This is a genomic window from Sphingobium sp. CCH11-B1, from assembly GCF_001556865.1.
In the GTDB taxonomy this organism is placed as follows: Bacteria; Pseudomonadota; Alphaproteobacteria; order Sphingomonadales; family Sphingomonadaceae; genus Sphingobium.
Window position 1 is genome coordinate 1 of record NZ_LSJY01000116.1, and the last position, 24343, is coordinate 24343.

The 24343-nt window shown below is 64.7% G+C and carries 23 protein-coding genes and 1 pseudogene; 22 read left to right on the forward strand and 2 right to left on the reverse strand.

Going from position 1 to position 24343, the window contains the following annotated elements:
* Positions 1-250 precede the first annotated feature (250 nt).
* Genes AX724_RS12365 through AX724_RS12385 form a run of 5 tightly spaced genes read left to right on the forward strand, consistent with a single transcriptional unit; the run spans position 251 to position 7751 of the window.
* Entirely contained in the window at positions 251-1264 is a 1014-nt protein-coding gene (locus AX724_RS12365) for an efflux RND transporter periplasmic adaptor subunit (protein WP_231736671.1), read from the forward strand.
* The gene (locus AX724_RS12370) at positions 1264-4368 is read left to right on the forward strand and encodes an efflux RND transporter permease subunit (protein ID WP_066766884.1); all 3105 of its coding nucleotides are present in this window, start codon (positions 1264-1266) and stop codon (positions 4366-4368) included. The genes AX724_RS12365 and AX724_RS12370 overlap by 1 nt, the downstream gene beginning before the upstream one ends.
* Positions 4365-5744 (forward strand): efflux transporter outer membrane subunit, encoded by a 1380-nt coding sequence (locus AX724_RS12375; RefSeq protein WP_066766885.1) that lies wholly within the window; start codon positions 4365-4367, stop codon positions 5742-5744. Before AX724_RS12370 ends, AX724_RS12375 begins: the two co-directional genes overlap by 4 nt.
* Before the next feature lie 4 nt (positions 5745-5748).
* Positions 5749-6426 carry a response regulator transcription factor gene (locus tag AX724_RS12380; protein ID WP_066766888.1) on the forward strand — a complete coding sequence of 226 codons (678 nt, stop codon included), beginning with the start codon at positions 5749-5751 and terminating at the stop codon, positions 6424-6426.
* On the forward strand, positions 6423-7751 hold the full coding sequence (locus AX724_RS12385; RefSeq protein WP_066766891.1) for a sensor histidine kinase: 1329 nt from the start codon (positions 6423-6425) through the stop codon (positions 7749-7751). The genes AX724_RS12380 and AX724_RS12385 overlap by 4 nt, the downstream gene beginning before the upstream one ends.
* 192 nt (positions 7752-7943) lie before the next feature.
* Here AX724_RS12385 and AX724_RS22885 read toward each other — a convergent pair whose 3' ends face one another.
* On the reverse strand, positions 7944-8174 hold the full coding sequence (locus AX724_RS22885) for an AlpA family transcriptional regulator (protein WP_082733519.1): 231 nt from the start codon (positions 8172-8174) through the stop codon (positions 7944-7946).
* Between the two features lie 46 nt (positions 8175-8220).
* Positions 8221-8682: a hypothetical protein gene (locus tag AX724_RS12390; protein ID WP_066766894.1), complete on the reverse strand. Its 462-nt coding sequence runs from the start codon at positions 8680-8682 to the stop codon at positions 8221-8223.
* Positions 8683-9032: 350 nt separating this feature from the next.
* On the opposite strand from AX724_RS12390, the gene AX724_RS12395 reads away from it, so the two are divergent.
* The 17 genes and pseudogenes from AX724_RS12395 (at position 9033) to AX724_RS12475 (ending at position 24328) form a co-directional block, all read left to right on the forward strand.
* A complete protein-coding gene (locus tag AX724_RS12395; RefSeq protein WP_066766897.1) occupies positions 9033-9377 on the forward strand; it encodes a hypothetical protein in 345 nt (114 codons plus the stop codon).
* Between the two features lie 27 nt (positions 9378-9404).
* Positions 9405-9692, forward strand: coding sequence for a type IV conjugative transfer system protein TraL (traL, locus tag AX724_RS12400; RefSeq protein ID WP_020819170.1), 288 nt, complete (start codon positions 9405-9407; stop codon positions 9690-9692).
* A 10-nt stretch (positions 9693-9702) separates the two neighbouring features.
* Entirely contained in the window at positions 9703-10275 is a 573-nt protein-coding gene (locus AX724_RS12405) for a type IV conjugative transfer system protein TraE (RefSeq protein ID WP_066766907.1), read from the forward strand.
* Positions 10275-11033 carry a type-F conjugative transfer system secretin TraK gene (locus AX724_RS12410; protein ID WP_066766909.1) on the forward strand — a complete coding sequence of 253 codons (759 nt, stop codon included), beginning with the start codon at positions 10275-10277 and terminating at the stop codon, positions 11031-11033. Before AX724_RS12405 ends, AX724_RS12410 begins: the two co-directional genes overlap by 1 nt.
* Complete coding sequence (locus tag AX724_RS12415) at positions 11026-12366, forward strand: TraB/VirB10 family protein (RefSeq protein ID WP_066766912.1); 1341 nt, start codon at positions 11026-11028, stop codon at positions 12364-12366. The genes AX724_RS12410 and AX724_RS12415 overlap by 8 nt, the downstream gene beginning before the upstream one ends.
* Entirely contained in the window at positions 12363-13277 is a 915-nt protein-coding gene (locus AX724_RS12420; protein WP_066766913.1) for a DsbC family protein, read from the forward strand. The genes AX724_RS12415 and AX724_RS12420 overlap by 4 nt, the downstream gene beginning before the upstream one ends.
* Positions 13278-13281: 4 nt before the next feature.
* A complete protein-coding gene (locus AX724_RS12425; RefSeq protein ID WP_066766915.1) occupies positions 13282-14094 on the forward strand; it encodes a TraV family lipoprotein in 813 nt (270 codons plus the stop codon).
* Positions 14094-16637 (forward strand): type IV secretion system protein TraC, encoded by a 2544-nt coding sequence (gene traC / locus AX724_RS12430; protein ID WP_066766917.1) that lies wholly within the window; start codon positions 14094-14096, stop codon positions 16635-16637. Before AX724_RS12425 ends, traC begins: the two co-directional genes overlap by 1 nt.
* Before the next feature lie 29 nt (positions 16638-16666).
* Positions 16667-17059, forward strand: a complete 393-nt coding sequence (locus AX724_RS12435) for a hypothetical protein (RefSeq protein WP_066766920.1) — start codon at positions 16667-16669, stop codon at positions 17057-17059.
* Positions 17056-17463, forward strand: coding sequence for a type-F conjugative transfer system protein TrbI (locus AX724_RS12440; RefSeq protein ID WP_066766922.1), 408 nt, complete (start codon positions 17056-17058; stop codon positions 17461-17463). Before AX724_RS12435 ends, AX724_RS12440 begins: the two co-directional genes overlap by 4 nt.
* Positions 17450-17974, forward strand: coding sequence for a S26 family signal peptidase (locus tag AX724_RS12445; protein ID WP_066766924.1), 525 nt, complete (start codon positions 17450-17452; stop codon positions 17972-17974). The genes AX724_RS12440 and AX724_RS12445 overlap by 14 nt, the downstream gene beginning before the upstream one ends.
* Positions 17971-18618, forward strand: a complete 648-nt coding sequence (gene traW / locus AX724_RS12450) for a type-F conjugative transfer system protein TraW (protein WP_082733520.1) — start codon at positions 17971-17973, stop codon at positions 18616-18618. The genes AX724_RS12445 and traW overlap by 4 nt, the downstream gene beginning before the upstream one ends.
* Positions 18615-19643, forward strand: a complete 1029-nt coding sequence (traU, locus tag AX724_RS12455; protein ID WP_066766930.1) for a conjugal transfer pilus assembly protein TraU — start codon at positions 18615-18617, stop codon at positions 19641-19643. Before traW ends, traU begins: the two co-directional genes overlap by 4 nt.
* Complete coding sequence (trbC, locus tag AX724_RS12460; RefSeq protein WP_066766933.1) at positions 19640-20404, forward strand: type-F conjugative transfer system pilin assembly protein TrbC; 765 nt, start codon at positions 19640-19642, stop codon at positions 20402-20404. Before traU ends, trbC begins: the two co-directional genes overlap by 4 nt.
* A complete protein-coding gene (locus AX724_RS12465; RefSeq protein WP_066766936.1) occupies positions 20401-22128 on the forward strand; it encodes a conjugal transfer protein TraN in 1728 nt (575 codons plus the stop codon). The genes trbC and AX724_RS12465 overlap by 4 nt, the downstream gene beginning before the upstream one ends.
* Positions 22109-22954, forward strand: a complete 846-nt coding sequence (locus AX724_RS12470) for a conjugal transfer protein TraF (RefSeq protein WP_066766939.1) — start codon at positions 22109-22111, stop codon at positions 22952-22954. The genes AX724_RS12465 and AX724_RS12470 overlap by 20 nt, the downstream gene beginning before the upstream one ends.
* A gap of 1 nt (position 22955) precedes the next feature.
* Positions 22956-24328: pseudogene (locus AX724_RS12475) on the forward strand (conjugal transfer protein TraH).
* The last annotated feature ends 15 nt before the right edge of the window (positions 24329-24343 follow it).

Genomic DNA, 24343 nt, shown 5'->3' on the forward strand with positions numbered 1-24343 from the left:
CAACCATTGGCGAACGGGAAAAAGGAAGAGCAATGCAGGAATCAATTAGACAACATAACACTCATTCCTGAATGGGATACCGATTGACCGCATTGGTCAGGGGCGGACGCGACCGTGTCTGGGAGCGTGTGGAGCGCCAACCGATGTCAGCTGCCTGCTACCAACAGCCTCGATTTCACTTTTGCATCGGGTCACACCTGCCGCGCAGCTGCACATTGGGAAATCGTATAGCAGCGCCAACGTTGCCCCAATGCTGACGCTTTATGCGAAGGGTATGCATATTCGTCTGATTTTTGTTCCTATCGTCCCTGCCGTCCTGCTGACCGCCTGCGGAAGCGAGCCTGCCTCGCCGCCCAAGCCGCCAGTTCACAGCGAGGCGGTCGCCCACGAAACCGAGCTTGTCCGCCTGAAGCTCACACCGGAAGCGCAGAAGCGGCTTGGGATTGTGACCGAGCGGATCGGGACGGGCACCGCTTCCGTGATGCGAATGACGAGCGGCGAGATCGTCATCCCAGCGGGTGTCGGCGGCGCGCCCATCAATTCTGCCAGCAATCTGCAACAGCTCTCGGCTCAGCAGGTCGCTGCCGATGGCGAACTTGCGCGGGCACGGGCGCAGCTGGCCTTGGCGCGCGTCGCCTATGATCGTGCCTCGGCTCTGGTCGATGAGGAAGCGGGCAGCATTCGCGCGCGTGATGAAGCGACGGCGGCGCTCGGTGCGGCAAAGGCTGCTGCGGACGCGGCTGCGGCCCAGCGCCGCCTGCTCGGGCCAGCGGTGGCGAGCCTTGGCAACCAGCGCTACGTCTGGGTTCGGGTGCCGGTGTTCGGGAGCGATCTTGCCGGGCTGCAACAAGGCCAGTCGGCGCTGATCTCGCCGCTTGGACAGGACGGCGCGAAACGATCGGCGCGGCCCGTCGATGCGCCGCCATCGGCGAACGCAGTCGCTGGCACCGTCGATCTCTATTTCGCGCTCGACAATCGTGATCGGGCCTATCGTGTCGGCCAGCGGGTCAGCGTCGCGCTCCCGCTCGCTGGTGGGCGAAGCGAAGGGCTGTCCGTGCCGACCTCCGCAATCCTGCGCGACATCTATGGCGGCGAATGGGTCTATGCCAAGACCGAGGCCGACACCTACGTGCGCCAGCGGGTCGAGGTTGCCGCAACCGAAGATGGTCGTGCGATCCTCTCGCGGGGTTTGCGTCCCGGCACGCTGGTGGTCACGGCAGGTGCGGCTGAGCTGTTCGGCACCGAGTTTGGGGTCGCGCACTGATGCTCGCCTGGCTGGTTCGCTCCGCGCTCAAGCAGCGCGTGCTGGTGCTTGCGATGGCGGCGCTCTTGGTGGTGCTTGGCCTGCGAGCGTCTGCCGATGTGCCGCTGGATGTCTTCCCCGAGTTCGCTCCGCCTATCGTCGAGATCCAGACCGAAGCGCCGGGCCTGTCGACCGAGGAGGTCGAAAGCCTGATCACGGTGCCGATTGAGACCGCGGTCAATGGCGTGCCTGATCTGGCAACCCTGCGCTCGAAGTCGGTGCTGGGCCTCTCCTCGGTGACGATCCTGTTCGAGCGCGGCACCGATGTGATCCGTGCCCGGCAGCTGGTGCAGGAGCGGGTGACGCAGGTGCAGGCGCGATTGCCTGCCGCTGCCCGCCCGCCGGTGATGCTGCCGCCGCTGTCGTCCACAAGCCGGGCGATGAAGATCGGCATCTCCTCCAAGAAGCTCGATCAGATGCAGCTGTCCGAGCTCGTGCGCTGGACGATCCGGCCCAAGCTGATGTCGGTGGCGGGCGTCGCGAATGTCGCCGTCTGGGGCTACCGTGACCGGCAGTTGCAGGTGCTGGCCGATCCCGACCGGCTGCAAGCCTCGGGCGTTACGCTGGCTGAACTGCGCGCGGCGACCGGCGATGCGGTGCTGGTCGGCGGCGGCGGCTTTGTCGATACGCCCAACCAGCGGCTGCCCGTTCAACAGGCAGGCGCGATCCAGACCGCCGAGGACCTCTCCCGCACAGTCATCAAGATCGCAGGCGATGCGCCGGTGCGGGTGGGGGATGTCGCGCGGGTGACCGATGGCTTTGCAGCCCCCATCGGCAATGCGATCATCGACGACGGCCCGGGCATCATGCTGATCGTCGAGAAGCAGCCGACCGGCAACACGCTCCAGCTGACCCGCGACGTCGAGGCAGCGGTCGAAGAGCTGCGGCCCGGCCTCAAGGACGTCAAGATCGACACCACGATCTTCCGCCCGGCAACCTTCATCGAGAAGTCGATCGACAACCTGACCCGCGCGCTGATGATCGGCTGCCTGCTGGTGGCGATCGTGCTGTTCGCCTTTACCCGCGACTGGCGGCAGGCGATGATCAGCCTTGTGGCGATCCCGCTGTCGCTGCTGGCTGCGGGCCTCGTGCTGCTATGGAGTGGGGCGACGATCAACACGATGGTGATCGCCGGGCTGGTGATTGCCCTTGGCGAGGTGGTCGATGATGCGATCATCGATGTCGAGAACATCGCCCGCCGTCTGCGCCTGAACCGCGAGGCGGGCAATCCGCGCTCGGCCTTTGCCGTGGTGCTCTCGGCCTCGCTTGAGGTGCGCACGGCGGTGGTCTTCGCCTCGCTGATCGTCATGCTGGTGTTCCTGCCGATTTTCTTCCTTGGCGGGGTGGCGGGGACGTTCTTCCGGCCATTGGCGATTGCCTATGTGCTGGCGATTGCCGCCTCGCTGCTGGTCGCGCTGGTGCTGACGCCTGCGATGTGCCTGATGCTGCTCCCCAATGCGCCGATGAAGGAGCATCGCGACACGCGCTTTGTCGCCTCGCTCAAGCAGCGCTATCTCGGCGTCCTGCCCCGGCTGATCGACCGGCCACGGCTTGCCATGGGCATCGTCGCGGGCGGCCTGCTGCTTTCTGGCGTGGGCTATCTAGGATTCAAAGACCAGTTCCTGCCCGACTTCCGCGAGACCGACTTCCTGATGCATTTCGTCGAGAAGCCGGGTGTCGGCATCGATGCGATGGACCGCATCACCATCCGCGCCTCGAAGGAACTGCGCGCGATCCCCGGCGTGCGCAACTTCGGGGCGCATATCGGGCGTGCCGAGGCGGCCGACGAAGTGGTCGGCCCGAACTTCACTGAGCTGTGGATCAGCCTCGATGACGAGGCTGACTACGACGCCAGCGTTGCGCGCATCAAGGAAGTGGTCGAAGGCTACCCCGGCCTCTACCGCGACGTGCTCACCTATCTGCGCGAACGCATCAAGGAGGTGCTCTCGGGCGCGGGCGCGACCGTGGTGGTGCGGATCTACGGCCCCGATCAGGACGAGCTGCGCGCCGCCGCCGAGCGGGTGCGCGGCAAGGTCGCCAGCATCCCCGGCGTCACCGATCTCAAGGTCGAACAGCAGGTGCTCGTGCCGCAGATCCAGATCCGCCCGCGCGCGGCCGATCTGGTCACGCTTGGCCTCACGCCGGGCGAGGTGCGGCGGCAGGCGCAGACCCTCGTGGCGGGCGAGAAGCTGGGCGAAATCTACCGCGACCAGAAGGCTTTCGATGTCGCCCTCTGGGGCGAGCCTGAAATCCGCGGGGACCAGCACGCGCTTGCCGATCTGATGATCCAGACCCCGGTCGGCGCGCCCGTCCGCCTGCGCGACGTCGCCGATGTGGTGATCGTGCCCGCGCCCAACGAGATCAAGCGTCAGGACGGCCAGCGCCGTCTCGATGTCACGCTCAACATCAGCAGCGATGCCGATCTGGGCGCCGTGGCGCGCGGGGTCGAGGCAGCGGTGGGCGAGGTGCCCTTTGCCACTGGCTACCATCCCGAGATCCTCGGCGAGTATGCGGCGTTGAAGGAGTCCCGCGAACGGTTGTGGACTGTCGGCCTGCTCTGCCTTGTCGGCATCCTACTGCTCGTCTGGCTCGAGTTCCGCTCGGCCCGGATCACCGCGCTGGTCGGCCTCAGCCTGCCTTTCGCGCTGGTGGGCGGGGTGATCGGGGTTGCACTGACCGGCGGTGTGCTGTCGCTGGGATCGCTGGTCGGCTTTGTCACCGTGATCGGGATTTCGGCGCGTAACGGGATCATGCTGCTCTCGCACTACGATCACCTGCGGCGGTTCGAGGGCGAGGCGTTCGGCCCGGCCCTGATCCTGCGCGGTGCGCAGGAGCGTCTGGTGCCGATCCTGATGACCGCACTGTGCGCAGGGCTTGCGCTGGTGCCGCTGGTGATCGCGGGCGACAAGCCGGGCCACGAGATCGAGCATCCCATGGCGATCGTCATCCTCGGCGGGTTGATCTCGTCGACGGCGCTCAACCTGTTCCTGATGCCCGCGCTCTATGCCCGCTTCGGCAAGGAACGCCCGGAGCCCGAGCCGGAACTGGCGGAGGCGGTGGCATGAGGCGCTTTGTCCCCCTCGCCGCGCTGATGGTGACCGCTTGTGCGACAACGGCCCCGCCTGCGGCAAATAAGGTCGATCCCGCCATGGCTTCCGGTCCGTTCGCGAGCCTGCCGGTCGCTTCGATCGAGCCTGTGCCTGATGACTGGTGGCGGATATATGATGATCCGGTGCTTGACCGCTTGGTGGAGGCCAGCCTTGCGGCCAATGCCGATCTCCGTGTGGCCTATGCCAATCTCGATGGCGCGCGCGCGGCGCTGCGTCAGGCGCAAGCCGCCCGGCTTCCTCAAACTACGATCGAGAGCAGTCTCGGCATCGACAAGCCCGCCAATCAGCCGAGCGCTTCGGGCAATGTGCCGACGACGGACTACGACCTGGGGGTAACCGCAAGCTGGGACGCAGACCTGTTCGGACGGCTCCGTTCAGGCGCACTTGCGGCACGCGCCGATGCGGAAGCGCAGGCTGCTGCTTTCGATGGGGTGAAGGTCGCGGTCGTCGCCGATACGGTTCTGGCCTATGTCGATCTGTGCGGTGCAACCCGCAGCCTTGCCGTCGCGCAAGAACAGGTCGCGCTTCAGGACCACGCGCTGACAATCACCCGTAGTCAGCTGGCGGCAGGCGAGGTCTCCCCGCTGGAAGTCTCGCAGGCCGCCAACCTTGTCGCCGCGACCAGGGCGACCATCGCACCGCTGGAAGCAGCGCAGGCCAATGCGCGCTACCGCCTCGCAACGCTGGCAGGTCGTCCGGCAGGAGAAGCCCGCACCAATCCCGTGACCTGCCCCGCTCCGCCGAAACTGCGCACAGCGGCTCCCGTAGGCGATGGCACCGCATTACTGCTGCGCCGCCCTGACATCCGTGAGGCCGAACGCCGCCTTGCTGCCGCCACCGCACGGATCGGTGTTGCCCGTGCCGATCTCTACCCCCGCATCAACCTTGGCGGGGCGCTTGGCCTGTTGAGCGGCGGCCTTGTTGCCACTGGCTCGCCGCTGGTGAGTTGGGCCTTCCCCAATCAGGCCCCGGCCCGCGCCCGGATCGAACAGGCAGAGGCGACCGAGCGGGCAGCGCTGGCCGGATGGGATGTCGCAGTTCTCCGCGCGCTACGTGATGTCGAAACAGCGCTTGCGGCTTATGATGGCGAAGTGCGCCGCAACCGGGCGCTCACCGAGGCGCGCGACGAAGGACGCCTCTACGCCCGCCGCGCCGAGGCGCGCGTCCGGCTTGGCGATGCGGCACCGCTTCTGAGGATCGACGCCGACCGCACGCTGGCGCAGGCCGAGCTCTCGCTTGCGCAATCCGAACTCGCCGTTGCGCAGGCGCAGGTGGCGCTGTTCCGCGCGCTTGGCGGTGGCTGGCGCAGCGGCAGTGAGCCGCTAGAATGATCGCATGAGAATCTTGATCGTCGAGGACGATACCGACACCAACCAGTTCATCGCCCGCGGCTTGGCCGAGTTGGGCCATCAGGTGGTGACCAGCGTCGACGGCCGCGACGGGCTGTTCCATGCGACCGATGGCGGCTTCGATGCCATGGTGGTCGACCGGATGCTGCCCGGGCTGGATGGCCTCGCTTTGGTCAAGGCCCTGCGCGCTGCCGGAAACATGACCCCGGTGCTGATGCTTACCGCCGTCAGCGGGATTGCCGACCGGGTCGAAGGGCTCGAAGGCGGGGCGGATGACTATCTGGTGAAACCCTTCGCCTTTACCGAGCTGGCGGCCCGGCTCCATGCGCTGGGGCGTCGGCCTTCAGCGGCAGCGGAGCCTGCGCGGTTGACGGCAGGTGACATCGTGCTCGATCTGCACCGCCGGACCGTCACGCGCGCAGGCCACAAGATTGCGCTCCAGCCCCGCGAGTTCACCCTTCTGGCCGAACTGATGCGCAACCCGGGCCGCATCATGACCCGCACCATGCTGCTCGAGAGGGTGTGGGATTTCGACTTCGACCCAAAAACCAACATCGTCGAGACCCACCTCAGCCGTTTGCGCTCCAAGCTCAATGCCGGGTTCGAAAGCGATCCGATAGAGACCGTGCGCGGCGCGGGCTATCTCATCAGGGACGGCGCATGAAGCGCTGGTGGCGCGGCACGTTCGGTCTCGTCGCTGCTGTCGCTCTCGGCTTTGCGCTCGCGACGCTGGTGATCGGCGCTGTGGCGTTCGAAACCACCCATGAGGCGCTCGAACTGCAACTCGATCACCGCATCGCCATCGAAACGCAGGCCCTGATCGATGAAGGGCAGGACGGGCATGAGGGCGTGGCTGCCGCCATCCGTCGGCGCGAGGCGGCAAGCAGCACGGCAAGCCTTGGCTATCGGCTTGTCGACGCCCAAAACAGGCCCGTGGCGGGATCGCTCGATGCGATCGTCCCATCGAAACCCGGCTATGTCGAACTGCTGCCTTACAATGCGAACGGCGAGGAACGTATCGCGCAGTCGCTGACGACTATCCTGCCGGGCGGCTATCGGCTGCTTGTCGGAGCGGATCGCGCCGCGATCGACGAAATGGACAACCGCTTTATCCTCCTGTTCCTCGGCGCATTCGGCGCGATGCTGCTGCTCGGCATTGGTGCCGCTTGGCTGGTCGGCATCGTCACGCGCCGCCGCCTTGCCCGCATCGATCACACGGCTGCTGCGATCATCGCCGGCGATTTGTCGCGGCGCGTGCCCCTGACCGGAAGCGGCGACGAGTTTGACGGTGTGGCCACGACGCTTAACCGGATGCTCGACCGCATCGCCGGGCTGATGGAGAACCTGCGCCAGGTTTCAAGCGATGTCGCCCATGACCTGCGCACGCCGCTCACGCGGCTGCAAAACCGGCTCGACGAAGCCCTGCGCGAGCGCAACCCGGACCTGCAACGCGAGGCGATCGAAGCGGCGGCAAGCGAGGCCGTTGAGCTGCTGGAGGTCTTTTCCGCCCTGCTACGGATTGCAGAGGTCGAAGGCATGGCCGCCCGCGCACACTTCCAGACCGTCGATCTTAGCGCCGTGGTGGCCGATGTGGCCGAGGCCTTCCGGCCCGCGATGGAGAGCAGCGGCCACCAGCTTGAGACCAGCATTGCGCCCGGCGTGACCATGCCCGGCGATCGTAGACTGCTGCAACAGATGCTCACGAACTTGCTCGACAACGCCGCGCAGCACACGCCGCAGGGAACGACCGTCCGCATCGCCCTCGAAAGCACCCAAAACGGAATCAGCCTCGCCGTCACTGATAATGGTCCGGGCGTGAGCGAGAATGAGGCACCCGAACTCTTCAACCGCTTCGCGCGGGTCGACCGCAGCCGATCAACGCCGGGTCACGGTCTGGGGCTGGCCATGGTTGCGGCAATCGTTGCCGCCCATTCTGGCAAGGCAACGATTGCCCCGCGCCCGGGCTTTGGTGTGCACATCGAGCTTTGATCTTACCCAACAGGCTGGCCAGATGCTGGCATTCGCTCCTCGAGCACTCACCAGTCATGGGGGGCGTGATGAGTAATACCTAATGCAGCGTGGCTGCAATTGGCGGAAGCAGGCGCTCAATCCGGCGATCTTGAACGACGGGGTCTGGGTCGGAAGCCGCCCTTTCCGGAAGCGATAGGGCTGAATTCAAAGTTAGCTTGATACGATCTCGCGCATCCAATCGTTGATTTCTGCTTCGACCCACACAACACATTTGGGCCCCAGCGACCGCGACCGTGGGAACCGCCCCTCGCTCATCCGTTGATAGATAGCGGAGCGGCGCAGTCCGACACGCGCGATGACTTCCGGGAGGCGAAGAAAGCGAGCAGGTGCAGTGGCGGCCAGACGCGGGGGTTGCGTGCCATCTTGAGGTGAATGTTGCATTTCTAATCTCATTCGCTTGGGTTCGGTCCCCTCCGAACTCTGGAATTTACCGGGGCAGCGACATCGCGATGTCTCGGCCCACAAAATCATCGATGTGCTTGGCAAGCATTCGCGCAACAAGCTGTGAGGTGCCATTGGCCCACCGAGGCCGCAAATCCTCAATCCGACGCCCCAGGGTCCGCTGCAGATGGACGGGCAGGCTGGTGAAGAACTCTTCGAGAAATTCGCCCATCTCGCCATGCATCCATTCGCAAGCAAGATCTTCCTGCCCGGCGAGCGCGAGAATCATGGATGCGCGGGGGTGAGCTCCGCAGGCGGCAAGCACACGAGCTGCTTCGTCGAGCCCGATGGGCCGCTCACCACGCGCAACGCGAAGCAAGGTCTCGCGATGCATCCCGCATTCATTGGCAATCCTGTGGCGGGGCTTGCCTGAAGCATCGATCGCATGGGCTAGCACGCGAGCCAGGCTTTCATTGGCCGGTCTGGCGGCGGTTGTTGGATGGTACATTGTAGTCTCCTTGTTTCTGCAATGGTGCGAGTCGCAGGCATATCGCGAATTGTCGCATGTAGGAAAACGAAAAGAACATACATAGAACATCTCGTTTCGAGGCGAATCAGTTCCTCTATCCCAGTCGTCGCCGAATCACGGCGGACGTGACGGAAGTCACCGACGCAAGAAGACTGATTTATCGGCATTATCGTCGGCATGAAGCGTTGGGCAGCAAAAAATGCGTCCACATCTTTCCACCTTCAGCGGAGATCGGAGCACAACTCTTTCCTACGACCATTTCCTAGATGCATGTGGAACACACAGCGAACGCAAGAACGCTGTGACCACCCCTCCAACCGGAGCTTCACATGCAGTCTCTCAACCTCCCCCGACGCGTCGGCGTCACAGGTCTCGGCCCAAGGAACCTTGGCAGCGTCCTCAACATTGCCATCCCGGTCGCAGTCGCGGCGCTTGCGGCGAGCGCCGCCTATGCGGGCGCTGACACGACCTTCACCCCTGCCCTCACGAAGTTCACGGACTTTCTGGAAGGCTCGGGCGGCAAGATCATCACGGTTCTCAGCCTCGCTGGCGGCCTGATCGGTCTGGCATCCGGGCGTTTTTCGCTCGGCCAGGTCGCCGTCCCGGTGGGCGTCGGCATCGGCGTCGGCACGGGTGTTCCGATCGTCACCTCGGTCGTGACCGCGGTCATCTGAACGGTCGGACGAAAAGGCGGCGTCGCCATGGCAGACCCTTACATCATTCCCCGGCGGCTCGATGACCCGGAGCTTATCGGCTTCTGGACCATCGACGAGTTCGCGGGAATGCTGGCCCCCTTCACCTGGGGGATCCTCACCCAGCATATCTTTATCGGCATCATCGTCGCCTTCGGCGCCTGGTTCGCACTGCGAAAGGCAAAAGCAGGACGCGCCAGCTCCTGGGTAGCCCATGCCGCATACTGGTATCTGCCTGCAGGATTTCTGGGCCTCAAGGCAACGCCGCCTTCTCACTGCCGACTGCTTGCCGGTTGAGGGGAAGCCCATGTTTTCCGACATATCACACGAACGTCAGCAATCGCTGCTGCGCCAGCGGAACCTGTTCGCGCTTACCAGTGCCGGTCTCGGCCTCGCACTGGTCGTAGCAGGGAGCCTTGCCGCCACCCGCGACCGCGAGGTCGTGCTGGTGCCGACCGTTTCCAAAGGGCTCACGGTGAGCAGCGCCGGGGTCGAGGCCGACTATCTCGAGCTTGTCACTCGTGATGCCGCCCTTGTCCTCCTCAATCGCAGTCCGGAAGGCCTCGATTACTGGATGCACGAGATCCTGAAGCTGGCGGATCCCGCAAGCTATGGGCAGCTCAAAGCTGAGCTCGTGCGGATTGTCGAGGAGCAGCGCGGCTCGGACGTCACCCAGGCATTCGTGATCCGGTCGATGACTGTCGATCCGAAGGGGCTGACCTCGGATGTGACCGGAACTCTCAAGACCTTCGTCGGCGCGCAGGTGATTGCGAGTGACGAGCGCCGCTTCCGCTTCAGCTGGACTTACCGCGGCCTGCGCCTGGCGCTGGCAGGGTTCGCCCAGCACCCCCCACAGGACAAATCGAAGGAGGCCCAGTGATGGCTTACCGAAAAGGGGCCCATGCACGGGGCTCACTTCTGAGCTCCGCAGCACTGCTCGCAGCAGCGACATCCCCCGCTCTTGCTGCCGACCAGTTCAAGCAAGCCGCTGACGGCGCCGGAATCGAGTGCAGCGTTTCGGCGCGGGAACTGACCCGCTTTGCGCTGGTCGACGACCAGTTCGCCAGCGTCTCGAAGATCTCGACCGGCACGCCCTACAATGACTTTGCGGTGACCAACGAGCCGGTGCGCGGCGACATTTACGTGTCGGTTCCGGAAACCTACGCCGCCCGGGCAATCAGCTTCTTCGCCACCACGAAAAAGGGCTTCGTCTACAAGGTCTCGTGCCGGGTTGAGCAAATTCCGGCGACCCAGGTCTTCATCACCAACCCCGCCATCGCGAAAACCCAAGCGGCGGATTGGGAAAGCCAGACCCCGATCGACACCAGCGCCGTCAGGCTCATCCAGGCCATGGCCAACGACCGGACTGTCGATGGCTTCGAGGTCCGCCAGTCGACCGCTATGCCTGCCCGGGTCGGCGATCTCGAAGTCCAGCTCATAGCTGATTATCGCGGCGCCAGTCTCACCGGAAAGGTGGTCCGTATCCACAATCGCGGTTCGAAGCCGGTGACGCTGGCCGAGCGCGATCTCGCGCCCCGCGACACTCTCGCTGTCTCGATCGCCGAGCCGAAGCTCGAGCCCGGGACCAGCACCACGGCCTTTGTTGTCGGCGCAAACGCGGAGACCGGCCATGACTGATGCAGCCAATACGCCAAGCCCTGCCCCTCTGCAGGCCGAGTGTGCGGCGCCATCCGAACTTTCCGGGCTCAACGCCCGCACTGCGCGCCGTCAGAAGATGCTGCTGGGCTCATTGGGAGCGCTCGCCCTGCTCGGCGGGAGTTGGTTCATCCTTGGCGGTGACGACAAGGCTAAGACTGGCGATCCCAATGCGGCGCAGACGATCGACACGGCGGGCCTCGTCAACCGCGATCTCTCGCAGCGCGAGTTCGTCGCAACCTACGGCAACCGGCTGGATGCGGTCACGCGCGAACAAAAGGCGCTGAAGGATGGGAGCATCCCGCGGACGGAAATCGAGGCACAGCTTGCCGCTCTCAAGGCCGAAAACCAGGCCATGCGGGTCGATGGGCAGGCTGCGATCGATGCGATCTCTGCTGAGAATGCTGAACTGAAGACGCGGCTTGCCGCTCAGCCAGCGACGACGGCACCAGCTGTACCGCCACCGGCCTATGGGCCGCAGGCAGGCGGTTATGACGCGCGGGGACGTTCGCCTCAGCCCAGTGCTGTGTCTGCAGGCGGTGATCCGCAGGGCGGCATGATCCCGTCGCCTGGCGAGGTGAAGCTGATGACCTTCAGCTCCGACAAGGCGGCAACCAGCGGTCTCAGGGTGGGCCGCCCCGATGCGCCCCCGGTCGTTGTCGAGGACTCGCCTGATTACCTGCCGCCCAATTCCTATGCGCCGGCCCGGGTTATCGTCGGCGTCGACGCCTCGGCGGGCGTCGCCAGCCAGACCGATCCGCTGCCGGTTGTGCTGAGGATCACGGGGCCTGCCCGATCCGTCATACAGAACGGGAAGGTTCTGACCACCCGGATCCAGGGCTGCGTTGTGAACGGCGCGGCGCGCGGGGATCTCAGCAGCGAGAAGGTCTATGTGAAGCTTGCCCGCATGACCTGCGATCAGCCTGGCGGGCGGGTCGCGGTAAGCGAAGTCAAGGGCTTCATCAGCTTTGCCGGTAAGTCCGGGGTGCGCGGTCGCGTTGTCAGTCGCGAGGGCAGTCTGGTCAGCCAGGCGCTGCTGGCCGGGATCGTCGGCGGTTTCGGGCGTGGCTTCTCCGCAAACGCCAACAGCGTGTTCTCCGGCGTCACGACCAACCCCGATGGCAGTCGCTCTAAGCTCTCGGCTGGTGACATCCTTGGTGGCGGGCTTGGCCAAGGCGCCGCCGATGCCGCCGACACGGTCAGCAAATACCTGATCGAGCGCGCCGAACAGTACCAACCCGTCGTCGAGATGCCGACCGGCATCGATGTCGAGATCGTGTTCCTCGACGGCGTCTACGTGAGGAACTCCCAATGATCGAAAACTTGTCTCTAGAGCGGGATAACCGCCGCCGCCGCTGGTTGCGTGCCAGCGCAGGACTGGCAGCAATCATCGCCTTGTCGGCCGCAACCGGATGGGCGGTGGCAAGCCTTGCAGCCCCCACTGCCGCTCCGGACATGGCGAAGGTGCGTGAGGCACTGAAGCTGCGCCTGCCCAAGACGCCGATCGACGCGATCAACTGCAAAGGCCTTGGCGGTTTGTGCGAGGTCGCATCCAAGTCGACGCTCTTCTACGTTGACCGGGCTGCGAAGTATCTGGTGATCGGCCGGGTCTATGACATGGAAGCCCGTCAGGATCTAACGGCTGCACGGCTGCTCGCTCTCAATCCGGACCTGCTGGCGGCAGGGGCCGCACGGCGCAGCAATCCCGAAGCGCAAGCGGATGGGAGCCCAAACCCATCAGCAGCTTCAGCCCGGAACGCTGAACCGCGGCATGTGCAGCTTGGCAAGCTTCCATCAAATGGCGCGATCACCTGGGGCCCTGCCAATGGTCCACGTGTCGTTGTCTTCTCGGACTTCCACTGCGGCTACTGCAAGAAGCTTGAGGCAGAACTGAAGGCGATCGGGGCGCGGGTCGAAGAACGGCCGATCTCGATTTTCGGGGCAGAGAGCCGCCGCGACGCCGAGCGGGTGCTGTGCGCACCTCGGCCCGAGCTGGCGCTGCACATGGCCTATTCTGGTCTGGCGCTCGCCAATCCCAAATCCTGCGACACGAGCGGCCTCGATGCCAACGAGGCCTTCGCCCGGGCACACGGCTTTGGCGGCACGCCGGTGATCGTGCGCCCCGCCGATGGCGCCGTTCTCGAGGGTTTCCGGCCTGCTGCAGTGCTCCGGGAATTCCTGCGCCCAACCTCCACCCGGGCTTCCACCCCAGCTCCGAAAGGATAACCCCATGCGGTTTCCATCACGTCTTCTTGTCTGCGCCTGCCTGGCCGGCTTCTCCAGTGGCTGCGCCACGTTCGGCACCAATGTCGAAGGCGACTTCACCTGCCGGGCGCCCAAGGGCGACTGCGCACCGGCCCACGTCATCGATGCCAAGGCAACGAACATTCTGTCGGCGGGCACGACGCCTCATGCCGAGACACGCTCCCGGTCGGGCGTGGTGGAGGCTGACACCACGCGTACGGCGGAGCGGACCCTGCGGGTCGTCTTCCCAGCGCATGTCGATGAGGCAGGAACGCTCCATGATGAAGCGGTCGCCTGGACAGTCATCGACAACCCGCGCTGGGCAACCGAACTGCGCCGCAAGGCGGGTGAGGACAAGAGCGGGGCCGTCATGCGCCAGGTCCGCCGGCAGTTGAAGGCCGCTCAAGCTGCGTCGGCACACGAAGCCACAGACGGACACTCGGATGCTACCGTCGATCTTGCGTCGCCCTTCTCGTCCGCGCCCACCAACGGGACCAGCACCCTGGAGACCCCGGGCACTGATGCCCCCCGTCCCGAAAATGCAGTTTCAGATGCCTCGCCGCTGGTCCTCCCCTCCACGGCGCGCGAGGCCGTTGCCGGTGCCAAGGCACCGGCGGTCGAGGGGTTCGACACGCCGCCTCCCCCGCGTGATCGGACCCCTCGGCCAGAGGCGGGGCACAGCGCTCCTGTGTTCCCCAGCGCCGCAGCGATTGAAGCCGCGAAAGGTGCGATCCGCCCCGCAGCCAGGGCCGGTGAACAGCCGATAGCCAGCACCCCGCAGCCCGAGGAACCCAAGTGATGGCCGAGCAACTCAAGTCCGTCATTGATCGGCTGCTTAGCGGATTGCTGGGTGACGCCGAGCACGTCGAAAAGCCCCGCCCCCAGCTGATGGTCGACATGCTGTCCGACTGGCTGCCCTACAGGGTCTATGATCCGGCAACGCGCCTGTACTTCAACGCACGCTCGAAGGGCTTTGTCCTCTCGGTCACGCCGCTGATCGGCGCGGACGAGCGCACAGGAGAAATCCTCGGGCAATTCTTCTCGGAAGGCTTACCAGCGGGCGCGTGCCTTCAGGTGCTCCACCTTGCAAGCCCGCGCATCAGCAGAATCATCGCCCCGTGGTTTGCGCCACGGTACATGCAGGGCGGGGTCTATGAGGCGATTGCCCGTCACCGCGCGCGGCGGCTCTATTCGCTCGTCTGGGAGTCCGGCTCTGCGGACGCACCCTTTCATGCGCGGCATCACCAGGTCATCGTCTCGGTCGGCGTGCCATCATCGAAGGCGGTCAGCAACGAGGATCTCAAACAGACCCGCGAGGGGCTGGTGGCGATGCTCAAGTCGCTCAACCTCGGCGTGGTCGAAGTCGGGCCCGAAGCGCTCATCGCGGTGATCGATGATCTGACCTCGCCCACCACGGCGCCGCAGGATGATGCGGTGCCCTACAACCCGAACGATCCGATCGCCTCCCAGGCGATCCGCCACGACATCGAACTGGTCGTGGCTGAAGACCGCATGCGCCTGGTGACCGAGCGGTTCCGGCCCACTGGCAAGGTCAATGACGGCGTGCCCGAGATCGGGACCGTCTATCCCGATGCATTCGATGTCCGGCATTTTGCCGTCCGCAACATGCCATCGCGCTGGGCCCCTTGGGAATGCGCGCGGCTGATCGGCGACCTGTTCACCGACAAGCTGCGCTTCCCGTGCCCGGCCGCCACCATGCTCTGCCTTGTCTACCCTGACCAGGAGGCGGCGTCGGCCAAGGCCGGCTTCAAATTCATGCGCACGACCAGCCTCGCCGGAACCCGCAGCGCCCGGTTCCTGCCGCGGATCGGCGAACAGGCCGCCGAGTGGCAACATGTTCAGGCCGAGCTCCAGGAAGGCCGCCGCCTCGTGCGGGTGTTCTACGGCGTGACGACCTATTCGCCGCTCGGCCAGGGCGACCGCCACGAACGCGCGATCAAGTCGATCTACAAGGCGGCGGGCTGGGATCTCACCGACGAACGCTATCTGCAGATCCAGGGGCTGCTCGTCGCCATGCCGCTGACGCTAGCCGACGGGCTCGGTGCCGACATGGAGCGGCTGAAGCGGTTCAAGACCGTCCTGTCGACGACCGCGGCCAACATTGCGCCGATGCAGGGTGAGTATCTCGGCAGCGCCCACCCTCACCTGCTGTTCGTCGGTCGGCGCGGCCAGCCCTTCTTCTGGTCGCCGTTCGAGAACGAGGCCGGCAACCACAATGTCGCGATCTGCGGCAAGTCGGGATCGGGCAAGTCGGTGCTGCTCCAGGAGATGTGCGCCGCGCTGCGCGGCGCCGGCGCGCAGGTGGTCGTGATGGATGATGGCCGCAGCTTCGAGCACTCGGTCAAGCTGCAGGGCGGCCGTTTTGTCGAGTTCACGATGAAAGCAGGGTTCTGCCTCAACCCATTCTCGATGATCGACGCAGCCCGCGCCGCCGAGGACGAAGATTATCGCCTCGACTGCTTCGGGATGATCAAGGCGATCGTCGGGCAAATGGCCCGCCACAGCGCGAAACTGACTGATACCGAGCGCGGGCTGATCGACCGGGCGGTCAACCTCGTCTGGACGGAACATGGCGCGGCTGCGACGGTCACCACCGTCGGCGAGATGCTGGCCAGTCTCGGCCATGACACGGCCGCAGACATTGCGACTGCGCTTGCCCCTTACATGGCTGGCGGAACCTACGGTGCCTTCTTCGAGGGCCAGGCCAGTCTCGACCTCGATGCAGACTTCACCGTCTTCGAGATGTCCGACCTCGCGAGCCGGGAGGATCTACGCAGCGTGGTGCTCTCCGCGATCATGTTCATGACCAGCCAGGCGATGACGCGCAGCCCAAGGTCGCTGCGCAAGCTGCTACTGATCGATGAAGCATGGTCGATGCTGAAGGGCGGCTCGATGGGTGAGTTCGTCGAAACCTATGCCCGCACCTGCCGGAAATATGGCGGGGCGCTTGCGACAGCCACCCAGTCGCTCAACGACTACTACAAGTCCGACGGGGCGACGGCAGCGCTGGAGAACAGCGACTGGATGCTGATCCTTCAGCAGAAGCCGGAGACGATCGCCGATTTCAAGGCGAGCAAACGCCTCGATATGGACGATCGCACCGAGACGCTGATCCGCAGCCTCAAGCGCTCCGGGAGCGACTATTCCGAGGTGTTCATCAAGGGGCCGGAGACCGAGGCGATCGGACGGCTCGTGCTCGACGACTATTCGGCAACGCTCTTCTCGAGTTCGCCCCAGACCTTCGCCGACATCGATGCCGAGATCGCCCGCGGCCACCAGCTCGCCGATGCCATCGAGCGCATCGCTCATCCCAATCGCTGACACCTCTTCATCAAAGGATTCCGAAACTCATGCCTCTCCACCTCGTCACCCCGTTCGACCGGACGGATGCGCCCGAAGACGAACAGCCCCTATTCCCGTCGGTGCCGACCTGGCGCTCGCGCATCGCCGATGGCTGCTACATCGTGCTGCGCGGTAGTCTGTTTCTGGGCTCGTCCTATCTGATGGCGCTGGGCCTGCCGCTGCTCTTCTTCCTGCTTCTATCGGGCGGCAATCCCGATGCCTTCTTCGCCCATGTCGCCAATCTCGGTGATCGCTTCCTGGCGGCCGACCTCGCGCGGCGCGTGACCTTCCTCGATCAGTGCAAGTTCGTCCTGATCGGTCTCGCCACGCTCGTCGTCGTGTGGCGCATGCCGCGCTTCATCCATGATCTCGACCGCGAACTCTCGGGAGAAAAGCTGTGAAGAACATTCTGGCAACATCCAACCTTCGCAGGCGGCTGGCATCGATCGATTTCACCGCTGTCGTGCTCGGCGTCGGCATGATCGGTCAGGTGCTGTGGGGTGTCTGGACGACCGAAAAGCTGCTCACCCTGGAGAAGCGTGAGGTCGTCACGGTCCAGCTGAGCCGGATCATGGGCGACTTCATCGAAGCCGAAGCACGAGCTGGTCGTCCGCCAGAAGAAACGAAGATGCGCGTCCAGGCCTACCTCAAGGCTGTGGAAGCCTCGGTGCAGCAGCTTGGACGCGAGGGCCGGACGGTCCTCGTTGCCGAAGCCGTAGTGGCCGGGAGCACGCCGGACCTGACGCAATCTGTGCGCGCCGATGTTGTGCGCCGGATGGGAGCCATTCCCGATGCTGCCCGCTGATCGCCTGATCCGCTCTGCGTCCGCGCGCCGTCTCGTGCTTTGGGGCGGGCTTGGCGCCGGGGCGCTGGCACTCTCCTCGCTCGCCGCCTTCGCTCAGGGCCACGCGCTCATGATCAACGTGAGCCCCAGCCTGCCCTACTGGGCCCTCTGGGTGACGCGCGGGGCGGCCGTGCACCGCGGGGATATCATCCTTTTCGATCCGCCCGCTTCGTCGTTGCTGGTGAAGCATTTCGGAGCGGCGCCGAAACCGTTCGGTAAGCGGGTGAGCGGCGTGCCGGGCGACATCGTCACCGAGCAAAACCGCACCTACTTCGTCAACGGGCAGGCTGTCGCCAAGGCCAAGCTCACGAGCCGCCTTGGTGAACCCCTCGCGCTCGGCCCGACGGGCCGCGTTCCGAAAGGCTGCTATTTCGTCACAAGCGAACACAAGGACGGTTTCGACAGCCGCTACGCCGCAATCGGTTGGATTTGCTTCCCACGCATTCTCGGGGTCGGGAGGCCGATCCTGTGAGGCTCCTCACCTTCCCCATATGCGCCACTGCGCTGGCGCTGGCCATAGCGCCAGAGGCAATGGCTCGCGATTACGGTCAGCACGGCACGGTCTGGCCAGTCATCGAACCGGACCTGCTGCAGCAGATCCATGCCAGGCTTACGCAGCTCGAGAAGACCGGCGAGACCGCCCGCCTCAATGAGGAGCTGAAGCGGCGAACGATCGCCCGGGTCAACCGGCCTGAGCCTGTCGCAGGTCTCTCCCTCGCTCCGGCAACACGCAGCTGGCGTTTCGATCCGACGATCACCGTCGAGCGCGATATCGCCGACGATAAGGGCCGCGTCATCATTGCCGCAGGCACTCGGGTCAATCCGCTCGATACCGTGCCGCTGCGGGCTCCCCTCGTCTTCCTCGATGGCGACGACACGGCACAGCTCGCCTGGGCCACTCGTCGCTATGCCAGCACAAAGGCCAAGCTCATCCTCGTGCGGGGTGCGCCGCTCGAACTCATGAAAGCCCGCCAGCGGCGCTTCTACTTCGACCAAGGCGGCACGCTGGTGAAGCACTTCGGCATTCGGGCGGTGCCGGCAACCGTCGAGCAGCAGGGCCGCGCGCTTCTCATCACCGAACAGCCGGTGCCTCCCAAGGAGCGTGCGCCATCATGAGCAGGAAAAATCGCCTTTTGTCGTGGCTCTGCGGAGCACTTCTGCTCGCCAGTCTGAGCATCTTCTCCAGCGCCCCGGCCCAGGCAGCGGCCGGTCCCGGCCGCTGCACCGGCAAGTTTGTCAATCCGATCACGGACATCTGCTGGTCGTGCCTGTTTCCGATCTCGATTGGGGGCTTGAAGATCTGGCCGTCGAGCCGGCCGGACACCAACAATCCCGCTCTGCCGGTGTGCCTGTGCGGGCTGCGGCCCGGGATTGCCATGGGGTTCTGGGAACCGGTCCGGCTCGCCGATGTCAGCATGAAGCCGTGGTGCTTCGTCAATCTGGGCGGAATGAAGCTCGATCCTGGGTTCGACATCGGCTTCAAGTCGATGGCCGGGCCGTCCGCGGTCGGCGGTAATACCCAGTACAACTCGCAGTGGCATGTCCATTGGTATGCCTATCCGCTGATCTACTGGATGGAGATCGTTGCCGACTTCCTGTGCCTCGAGTCCGGCTCGATCGACATCCTCTACATCACCGAGATCGATCCGCTCTGGCAGGACAGCGAACTCACCGCGATCATCAACCCCGAGGCGGTCCTGTTCGCCAATCCGCTGGCGCTTGCGGCCTGCGCGGCCGACTGCGTGGCGGCAACGGCTAAGCTGCCGACCGATGAACTGTTCTGGTGCGCGGGCTGTCAGGGCACGATGTATCCGCTTAACGGCAATGTCTCGGCGACCATTGGCCATGTCCAAGCCTCGCGGCTCGCGCTCGCCCGCTTCTCCTACAAGCTCCACCGCGAGCTCGTCGCCTGGGGGACGATGGGGAGCAAGGGGCTTTGCGGCAAGTACCTGATGCCGGTGATGCGCAAGCAGCAATACCGCTTCCAGGCCACCAATCCCAATCCGCAGACCAAGGGCCGCTACGCCTGCGCGCCCATTGGTGCCTCCACCACCTTCATGTCGGCAGGCCAGGTCTATCCCGCCATTGGCGAGGACATGGGCTATCTGGTCTGGCGCAAGCGGAACTGCTGCGCACTATGAAAACCATTCCTCATCTCATTGTGATCGCCTCGCTTTCGAGCCTTGCCGCTTTCGCTGGCGCGTCGGCGCAGACGGCCGAACCGGACCTTGATGTGGCGGCCATCCGGGCACGCGCCAGCGCTGGCGCCAGTGATGCCGACGCGCTCTCTGCCAATGCTCGCGCAAGGGCCGAGGCGCTGGCGCGGGAGGCCAGGACAAGCGCCAGCGAGGCCGAGGCGCACGCTCGCCGCTTCACCCGTGAGGCTGCCGCCAGTGCTAAGCATGATCCGGCCAGCACCTTCGACTTTGACCGGATGGTTGCCGATGCCGGCACCATGACCAGCGAAGGCATGGGCGATGCGCCAAGGTTCATAGCCTTTGCTTCGCTCTCGATGCCGCCGGCGGCGTTGCGGGCGATGATCGACGACGTGGCCAAGGCTGGCGGTATCGTCGCCCTGCGCGGTCTGCCTGGCAACAGCGCCAAGGCTCTGACGGACGCATTGGCAAAAGTCGCAAAGCCCGGCGAGCAGCTGGACGGCGTCGGTATCGACCCGCGGCTTTTCCGTGCTTTCGGGATCGAGACCGTACCCACCTACGTCGTCACCAGCAGCGACTTCGATCTGTGCGACGGGTTCGATTGTCGAACGCAGGTCCCGCCCCACGACCGGATGAGCGGCAATGTCAGCGCAGCCTACGCGCTTGAGACCTTCGCGCGCGGCGGCGGCCCCGGCGCTTTGCTTGCGGCCCAGCACCTCGCCCGTCTTGAAAGGCAGGATCCATGACACGACCAATCCTCTCTCTCACGGGCGTGTGCACGCTCCTGCTCACCCTTGCCGGACCGCTTCACGCCCAGACAACAACCGATGCTGCCAAGGCGGACGGCAAGGCTTTCGGGCGAGACAAGGCGGCATCCGCGCAAAGTGCGGCAACCACAAATCCGGATGCCAGTCGCATCCCCAATTTCGGCGGCACACCAAGTCAGTCGGGCTATTTCGACGATCCCGACCGGATGAGCCGCGAAGCGGCGAGCCAGGCCACGACCAATACCGGTTATAAGGCCATGCGGGACTCGATGGACCGGCGGGCCCGGTTTGCGCCGCAGGATCTCGATGCGACGATCGCGCGCAGCAATGTGATCAGCGAAGATCCCCTCGCCTATACGAGCGGGATGGCGATTGGCGGCTCGCAGGGACGGTGCGTGCCGCTGCCGCCGGCCAGCGGAACTGCAGCACGCTACAGGGCGACCTGCAACGTCGGCTACACCGCCAGCCAAGAAACCCGGACCTGCCCCGTGACATTGACCGCACGGGTCGAGCAACGCCAAGTCTACGGCTACTACTGCGTGGGCGGCAGCGGGGTCGACCCGACTTCGGTCTACAACTGCAACCGCTACCCAGCGCCGCAATGCACGGTCACGCAGTCCTATCCGATCAACCTGTGCGATCCCTACTTCGGGATCTACTGGGGCTGCAACTCTGGCGACCTCAGGGTTGACCTCGTCAGTTGTACCGCGCCGGTCGATGGCGCCACACCCTATACGGTGACGGGCGAGAACGTCGTAACCACCACGCGCGATGAGAGCCAATGCGCCGGCCTCGCGGCCGACAGCGCGTGCCAGCAAGACACCGAGACGTGCACCGACAGCGATCCGGTAACCCGCATTGTCGATGGCATCGCCGTGACGCAGCCTTGCTGGGCATGGAGCCGTAGTTACAGCTGCGCGCAGTTTACCGAGGCTCAGGACTGCCAGACACTTGAAGACACCCCGGGCTGCAAGCTCGTGCGCGAAGACTGTCTCGCTGGCGAGCCCTGCCGCACCTGGGAGCGGGTCTATGATTGCCCGGTTCCGGACCAGCCCGCGAACAGCAATCAGTTCATTTGCGATGGCGATGTCTACTGCATCGATGGCTCGTGCGAGACCATCCAGCGCGAAGCCAATGACGAGTTCAAGGACGCGGTTGTCGCGTTGAACGCGATGAATCAGGCCCGCCGCGAATTCGATCCAGACAATCTAACCCTGTTCAAGGGGACCCGCGAAAGCTGCTCGTCGAAGGTGTTCGGCATTCTCAATTGCTGCAAGGGCAAGGGCTTTCCGCTTATCCCGGGCATCCAGCTGCTCGTAGCGCTGGGCTGCAGCCGCGAGGAGATGCTGCTGCATCAGAAGGATGCGCAGGGCCTGTGCGCCTACGTCGGCACTTATTGCTCATCCTCCTTCCTTGGTGTGTGCCTGACCAAGCGCAAGGTCTACTGCTGCTTTGAATCCAAGCTCTCGCGGATCCTGCAGGAACAAGGCCGCCAGCAGCTGAACAAGCCCTGGGGCAAGCCGAAGACCGAGCAATGCTCCGGGTTCACCATCGACGAGTTCGCCCGGCTTGATCTGAGCCGAATGGACTTCAGCGAAGTCTATGCCGAGTTCACCGACGCCGCCCGCTTGCCTGACGAACTGCAGGCCACCCAGGAAATCCAACAGAAGATCGAGGACTATTATGCCAGTGCACGCCAGTAAGGCCGCGTGGCGGCTGCTTGCCGCCTGCGCGATTGCCAATGCCGCTTGCGGCCTTCCGCCCGCAAACGCGCAGATGACAACCACCCAGACCGATGCGCTGCCACGCGCCGAGACGAACGAGCGGCAGGACAGCTTCTACTGCGCGGAGCGCCGGCTTGGGTACTGGTTCTATTGCAACCGGCCCAAGCCGCCGGAACAGAAGGCACCTGCGCCAGCGGCGAGCGCCACGAGCCAGCTTGACGCGATTACGGCGACCTTGCGGGAGCTCAAGGCCAAGGCGATCCTCGAGCCCACGCCTGCCAATGTGACGGCCTACATCCGGTTCCAGCGGGCCCAGCTCGACCGTGCGTCGCTCTTCAGCGACGTCTGGCAACGGGCCATCTGGCAGAATCCCGAGCTCGACTACACGCTGCAGCGCCCGGTTTCGACACTCGGCAAGCGCCAGTGGCAGGATTCACGCACCGCGGAACGGAACGCGGCAATGGCCGAGCTCTCCGAGCGCTACGGGCTCTTCTACTTCTTCGCCCAGAGCTGCGGTGCCTGCGAGGTCATGTCGCCGATCGTACAGAGTGTGGCCTCGACCTGGCATATCGCTGTCCGCGCAATTTCGACTGATGGCGGCCCATCGCGGCATTTCCCGAATTACACGGTCGAGACCAACCAGCGCACCCGCATGGGCCTTGAGCCCAAGATTACGCCAGCTGTTGTGCTCTGGGATGCCCTGACCGGCCGCCCCATTCCGATCGGCTACGGCGTGATGAGCGCCGACGAGCTTCAGGACCGGATCTACCTCCTCACATCGAAGGAAGCTGGACGTGACTACTAGGATGAAAAGAGTCGTCGCTGCGATCCTTGCAGCCACCCTTCCTCTCACCAGTGCATCGGCCGACGTCGGCAGTTCAATGGACTCGTTTCTGAACGACGTCGGCGGCGCAGCCAACGTCAACGGGCCGACCGCGTTTCAGGGGCAGTCGGCCGGCTATTACAGCCTGGGCAATGTCTGGACGCGCTTTCCCCAGAAGACGACCAACATTGCCAACCTGCAGCTGCCGCGCGCCCGCGCAGGGTGCGGCGGTATCGACATTTTCGCGGGGTCCTTCAGCTTCATCAACGCGAGCGAGATCGTGGCGATGCTGAAGGCGGTCGCCAACAATGCCGTCGGCTTCGCCTTCAGCCTGGCGATCGACACGGTCTGCCCGGAATGCTCGAAGATCATGCAGGAGTTCAGCCAGAAGGCTCAGCTCATGAACAACCTCAACATCAATTCCTGCGAGATGGCACAAGGATTGGTGGGCGGGATCTGGCCGAAGGGCGACCTTGCCGACAAAGCCGTCTGCGAAGCTATCGGCAACTCCGAAGGCATCTTCACCGACTATGCCGCAGCCAAGCACGGCTGCGGCACCAGGGGGCAGCGTTCGAGCACGACTGCGCAAGGGTCGGGCAAGTATGACGACGTCAATCCCGGCGTGCCGCGAAACTACACCTGGACGATCCTCAAGAAGTCGGCGTTCTTCTCGCCCGGAGGCCGCTTCGACGAAGAGCTCGCCGAATATGCCATGACGCTGTTGGGCACGATCATCTACGTGCCGCCCAAGGACGATGAACCGGGCAAGTTCGTGCCGATCGTTGGCGAAGCCTCGTCGACGCTTGTGACCTCGTTGCTGGATGGCACCACGAATGGCAACGTCCTCATATTCGACTGCGACGAGACGGAGAAGTGCCTCAACCCAGGTTTCAAGTCGCTGAGCCTGCCCGCATCGAAAGCGCTGCGGCCGCGCGTCGCGGCGCTTTCGATGCGGGCAGGCTCAGCGACTTGAAACAGGAACTGCTGCAGGTCGCATCGATCCCGCTCTACAAGATCCTGACCGTCCAGGCGGCCTATGGCCGCGGCATGCCGACCGACGACCGCGAGACCCTGGCCGAGATCGCCAGTGTCGACCTGCTGTTTGCTGTGCTAGACCGCATTGTCAACGAGGCTGGCCGCTCAATGTCGAGCTTCATTGGGGCCGACGAAGCGAAGATCGCCATGTGGCAGAGCCAGGTCAATGTCGTGCGTCAGGCGCTGGCTGACCGGCAGGCCAACACGCATCTCAAGGTCAATGCGGTGCTGCAGATCATCGAGAAGACGGCGTTCATCGAGAACGTGCTGGCTGCCTCGATTGAGGATCAGCGTGCAATAGGCACCCCCTTCGTGGGGTGATCGGCGTGCAAAAAG

What these genes read in the sequence shown, in the direction of transcription:
- AX724_RS12420 (WP_066766913.1), top strand. Translation starts at nt 12,363, where the DNA reads ATGATCGAAAACTTGTCTCTAGAGCGGGATAACCGCCGCCGCCGCTGG.
- traL (WP_020819170.1), top strand. Translation starts at nt 9,405, where the DNA reads ATGGCAGACCCTTACATCATTCCCCGGCGGCTCGATGACCCGGAGCTT.
- traU (WP_066766930.1), top strand. Translation starts at nt 18,615, where the DNA reads ATGAGCAGGAAAAATCGCCTTTTGTCGTGGCTCTGCGGAGCACTTCTG.
- AX724_RS12385 (WP_066766891.1), top strand. Translation starts at nt 6,423, where the DNA reads ATGAAGCGCTGGTGGCGCGGCACGTTCGGTCTCGTCGCTGCTGTCGCT.
- AX724_RS12470 (WP_066766939.1), top strand. Translation starts at nt 22,109, where the DNA reads ATGCCAGTGCACGCCAGTAAGGCCGCGTGGCGGCTGCTTGCCGCCTGC.
- AX724_RS22885 (WP_082733519.1), bottom strand. Translation starts at nt 8,174, where the DNA reads ATGCAACATTCACCTCAAGATGGCACGCAACCCCCGCGTCTGGCCGCC.
- AX724_RS12390 (WP_066766894.1), bottom strand. Translation starts at nt 8,682, where the DNA reads ATGTACCATCCAACAACCGCCGCCAGACCGGCCAATGAAAGCCTGGCT.
- AX724_RS12445 (WP_066766924.1), top strand. Translation starts at nt 17,450, where the DNA reads ATGCTGCCCGCTGATCGCCTGATCCGCTCTGCGTCCGCGCGCCGTCTC.
- AX724_RS12365 (WP_231736671.1), top strand. Translation starts at nt 251, where the DNA reads ATGCTGACGCTTTATGCGAAGGGTATGCATATTCGTCTGATTTTTGTT.
- AX724_RS12375 (WP_066766885.1), top strand. Translation starts at nt 4,365, where the DNA reads ATGAGGCGCTTTGTCCCCCTCGCCGCGCTGATGGTGACCGCTTGTGCG.
- AX724_RS12370 (WP_066766884.1), top strand. Translation starts at nt 1,264, where the DNA reads ATGCTCGCCTGGCTGGTTCGCTCCGCGCTCAAGCAGCGCGTGCTGGTG.
- AX724_RS12465 (WP_066766936.1), top strand. Translation starts at nt 20,401, where the DNA reads ATGACACGACCAATCCTCTCTCTCACGGGCGTGTGCACGCTCCTGCTC.
- AX724_RS12410 (WP_066766909.1), top strand. Translation starts at nt 10,275, where the DNA reads ATGGCTTACCGAAAAGGGGCCCATGCACGGGGCTCACTTCTGAGCTCC.
- AX724_RS12395 (WP_066766897.1), top strand. Translation starts at nt 9,033, where the DNA reads ATGCAGTCTCTCAACCTCCCCCGACGCGTCGGCGTCACAGGTCTCGGC.
- AX724_RS12425 (WP_066766915.1), top strand. Translation starts at nt 13,282, where the DNA reads ATGCGGTTTCCATCACGTCTTCTTGTCTGCGCCTGCCTGGCCGGCTTC.
- AX724_RS12380 (WP_066766888.1), top strand. Translation starts at nt 5,749, where the DNA reads ATGAGAATCTTGATCGTCGAGGACGATACCGACACCAACCAGTTCATC.
- AX724_RS12415 (WP_066766912.1), top strand. Translation starts at nt 11,026, where the DNA reads ATGACTGATGCAGCCAATACGCCAAGCCCTGCCCCTCTGCAGGCCGAG.
- AX724_RS12435 (WP_066766920.1), top strand. Translation starts at nt 16,667, where the DNA reads ATGCCTCTCCACCTCGTCACCCCGTTCGACCGGACGGATGCGCCCGAA.
- traC (WP_066766917.1), top strand. Translation starts at nt 14,094, where the DNA reads ATGGCCGAGCAACTCAAGTCCGTCATTGATCGGCTGCTTAGCGGATTG.
- AX724_RS12405 (WP_066766907.1), top strand. Translation starts at nt 9,703, where the DNA reads ATGTTTTCCGACATATCACACGAACGTCAGCAATCGCTGCTGCGCCAG.
- trbC (WP_066766933.1), top strand. Translation starts at nt 19,640, where the DNA reads ATGAAAACCATTCCTCATCTCATTGTGATCGCCTCGCTTTCGAGCCTT.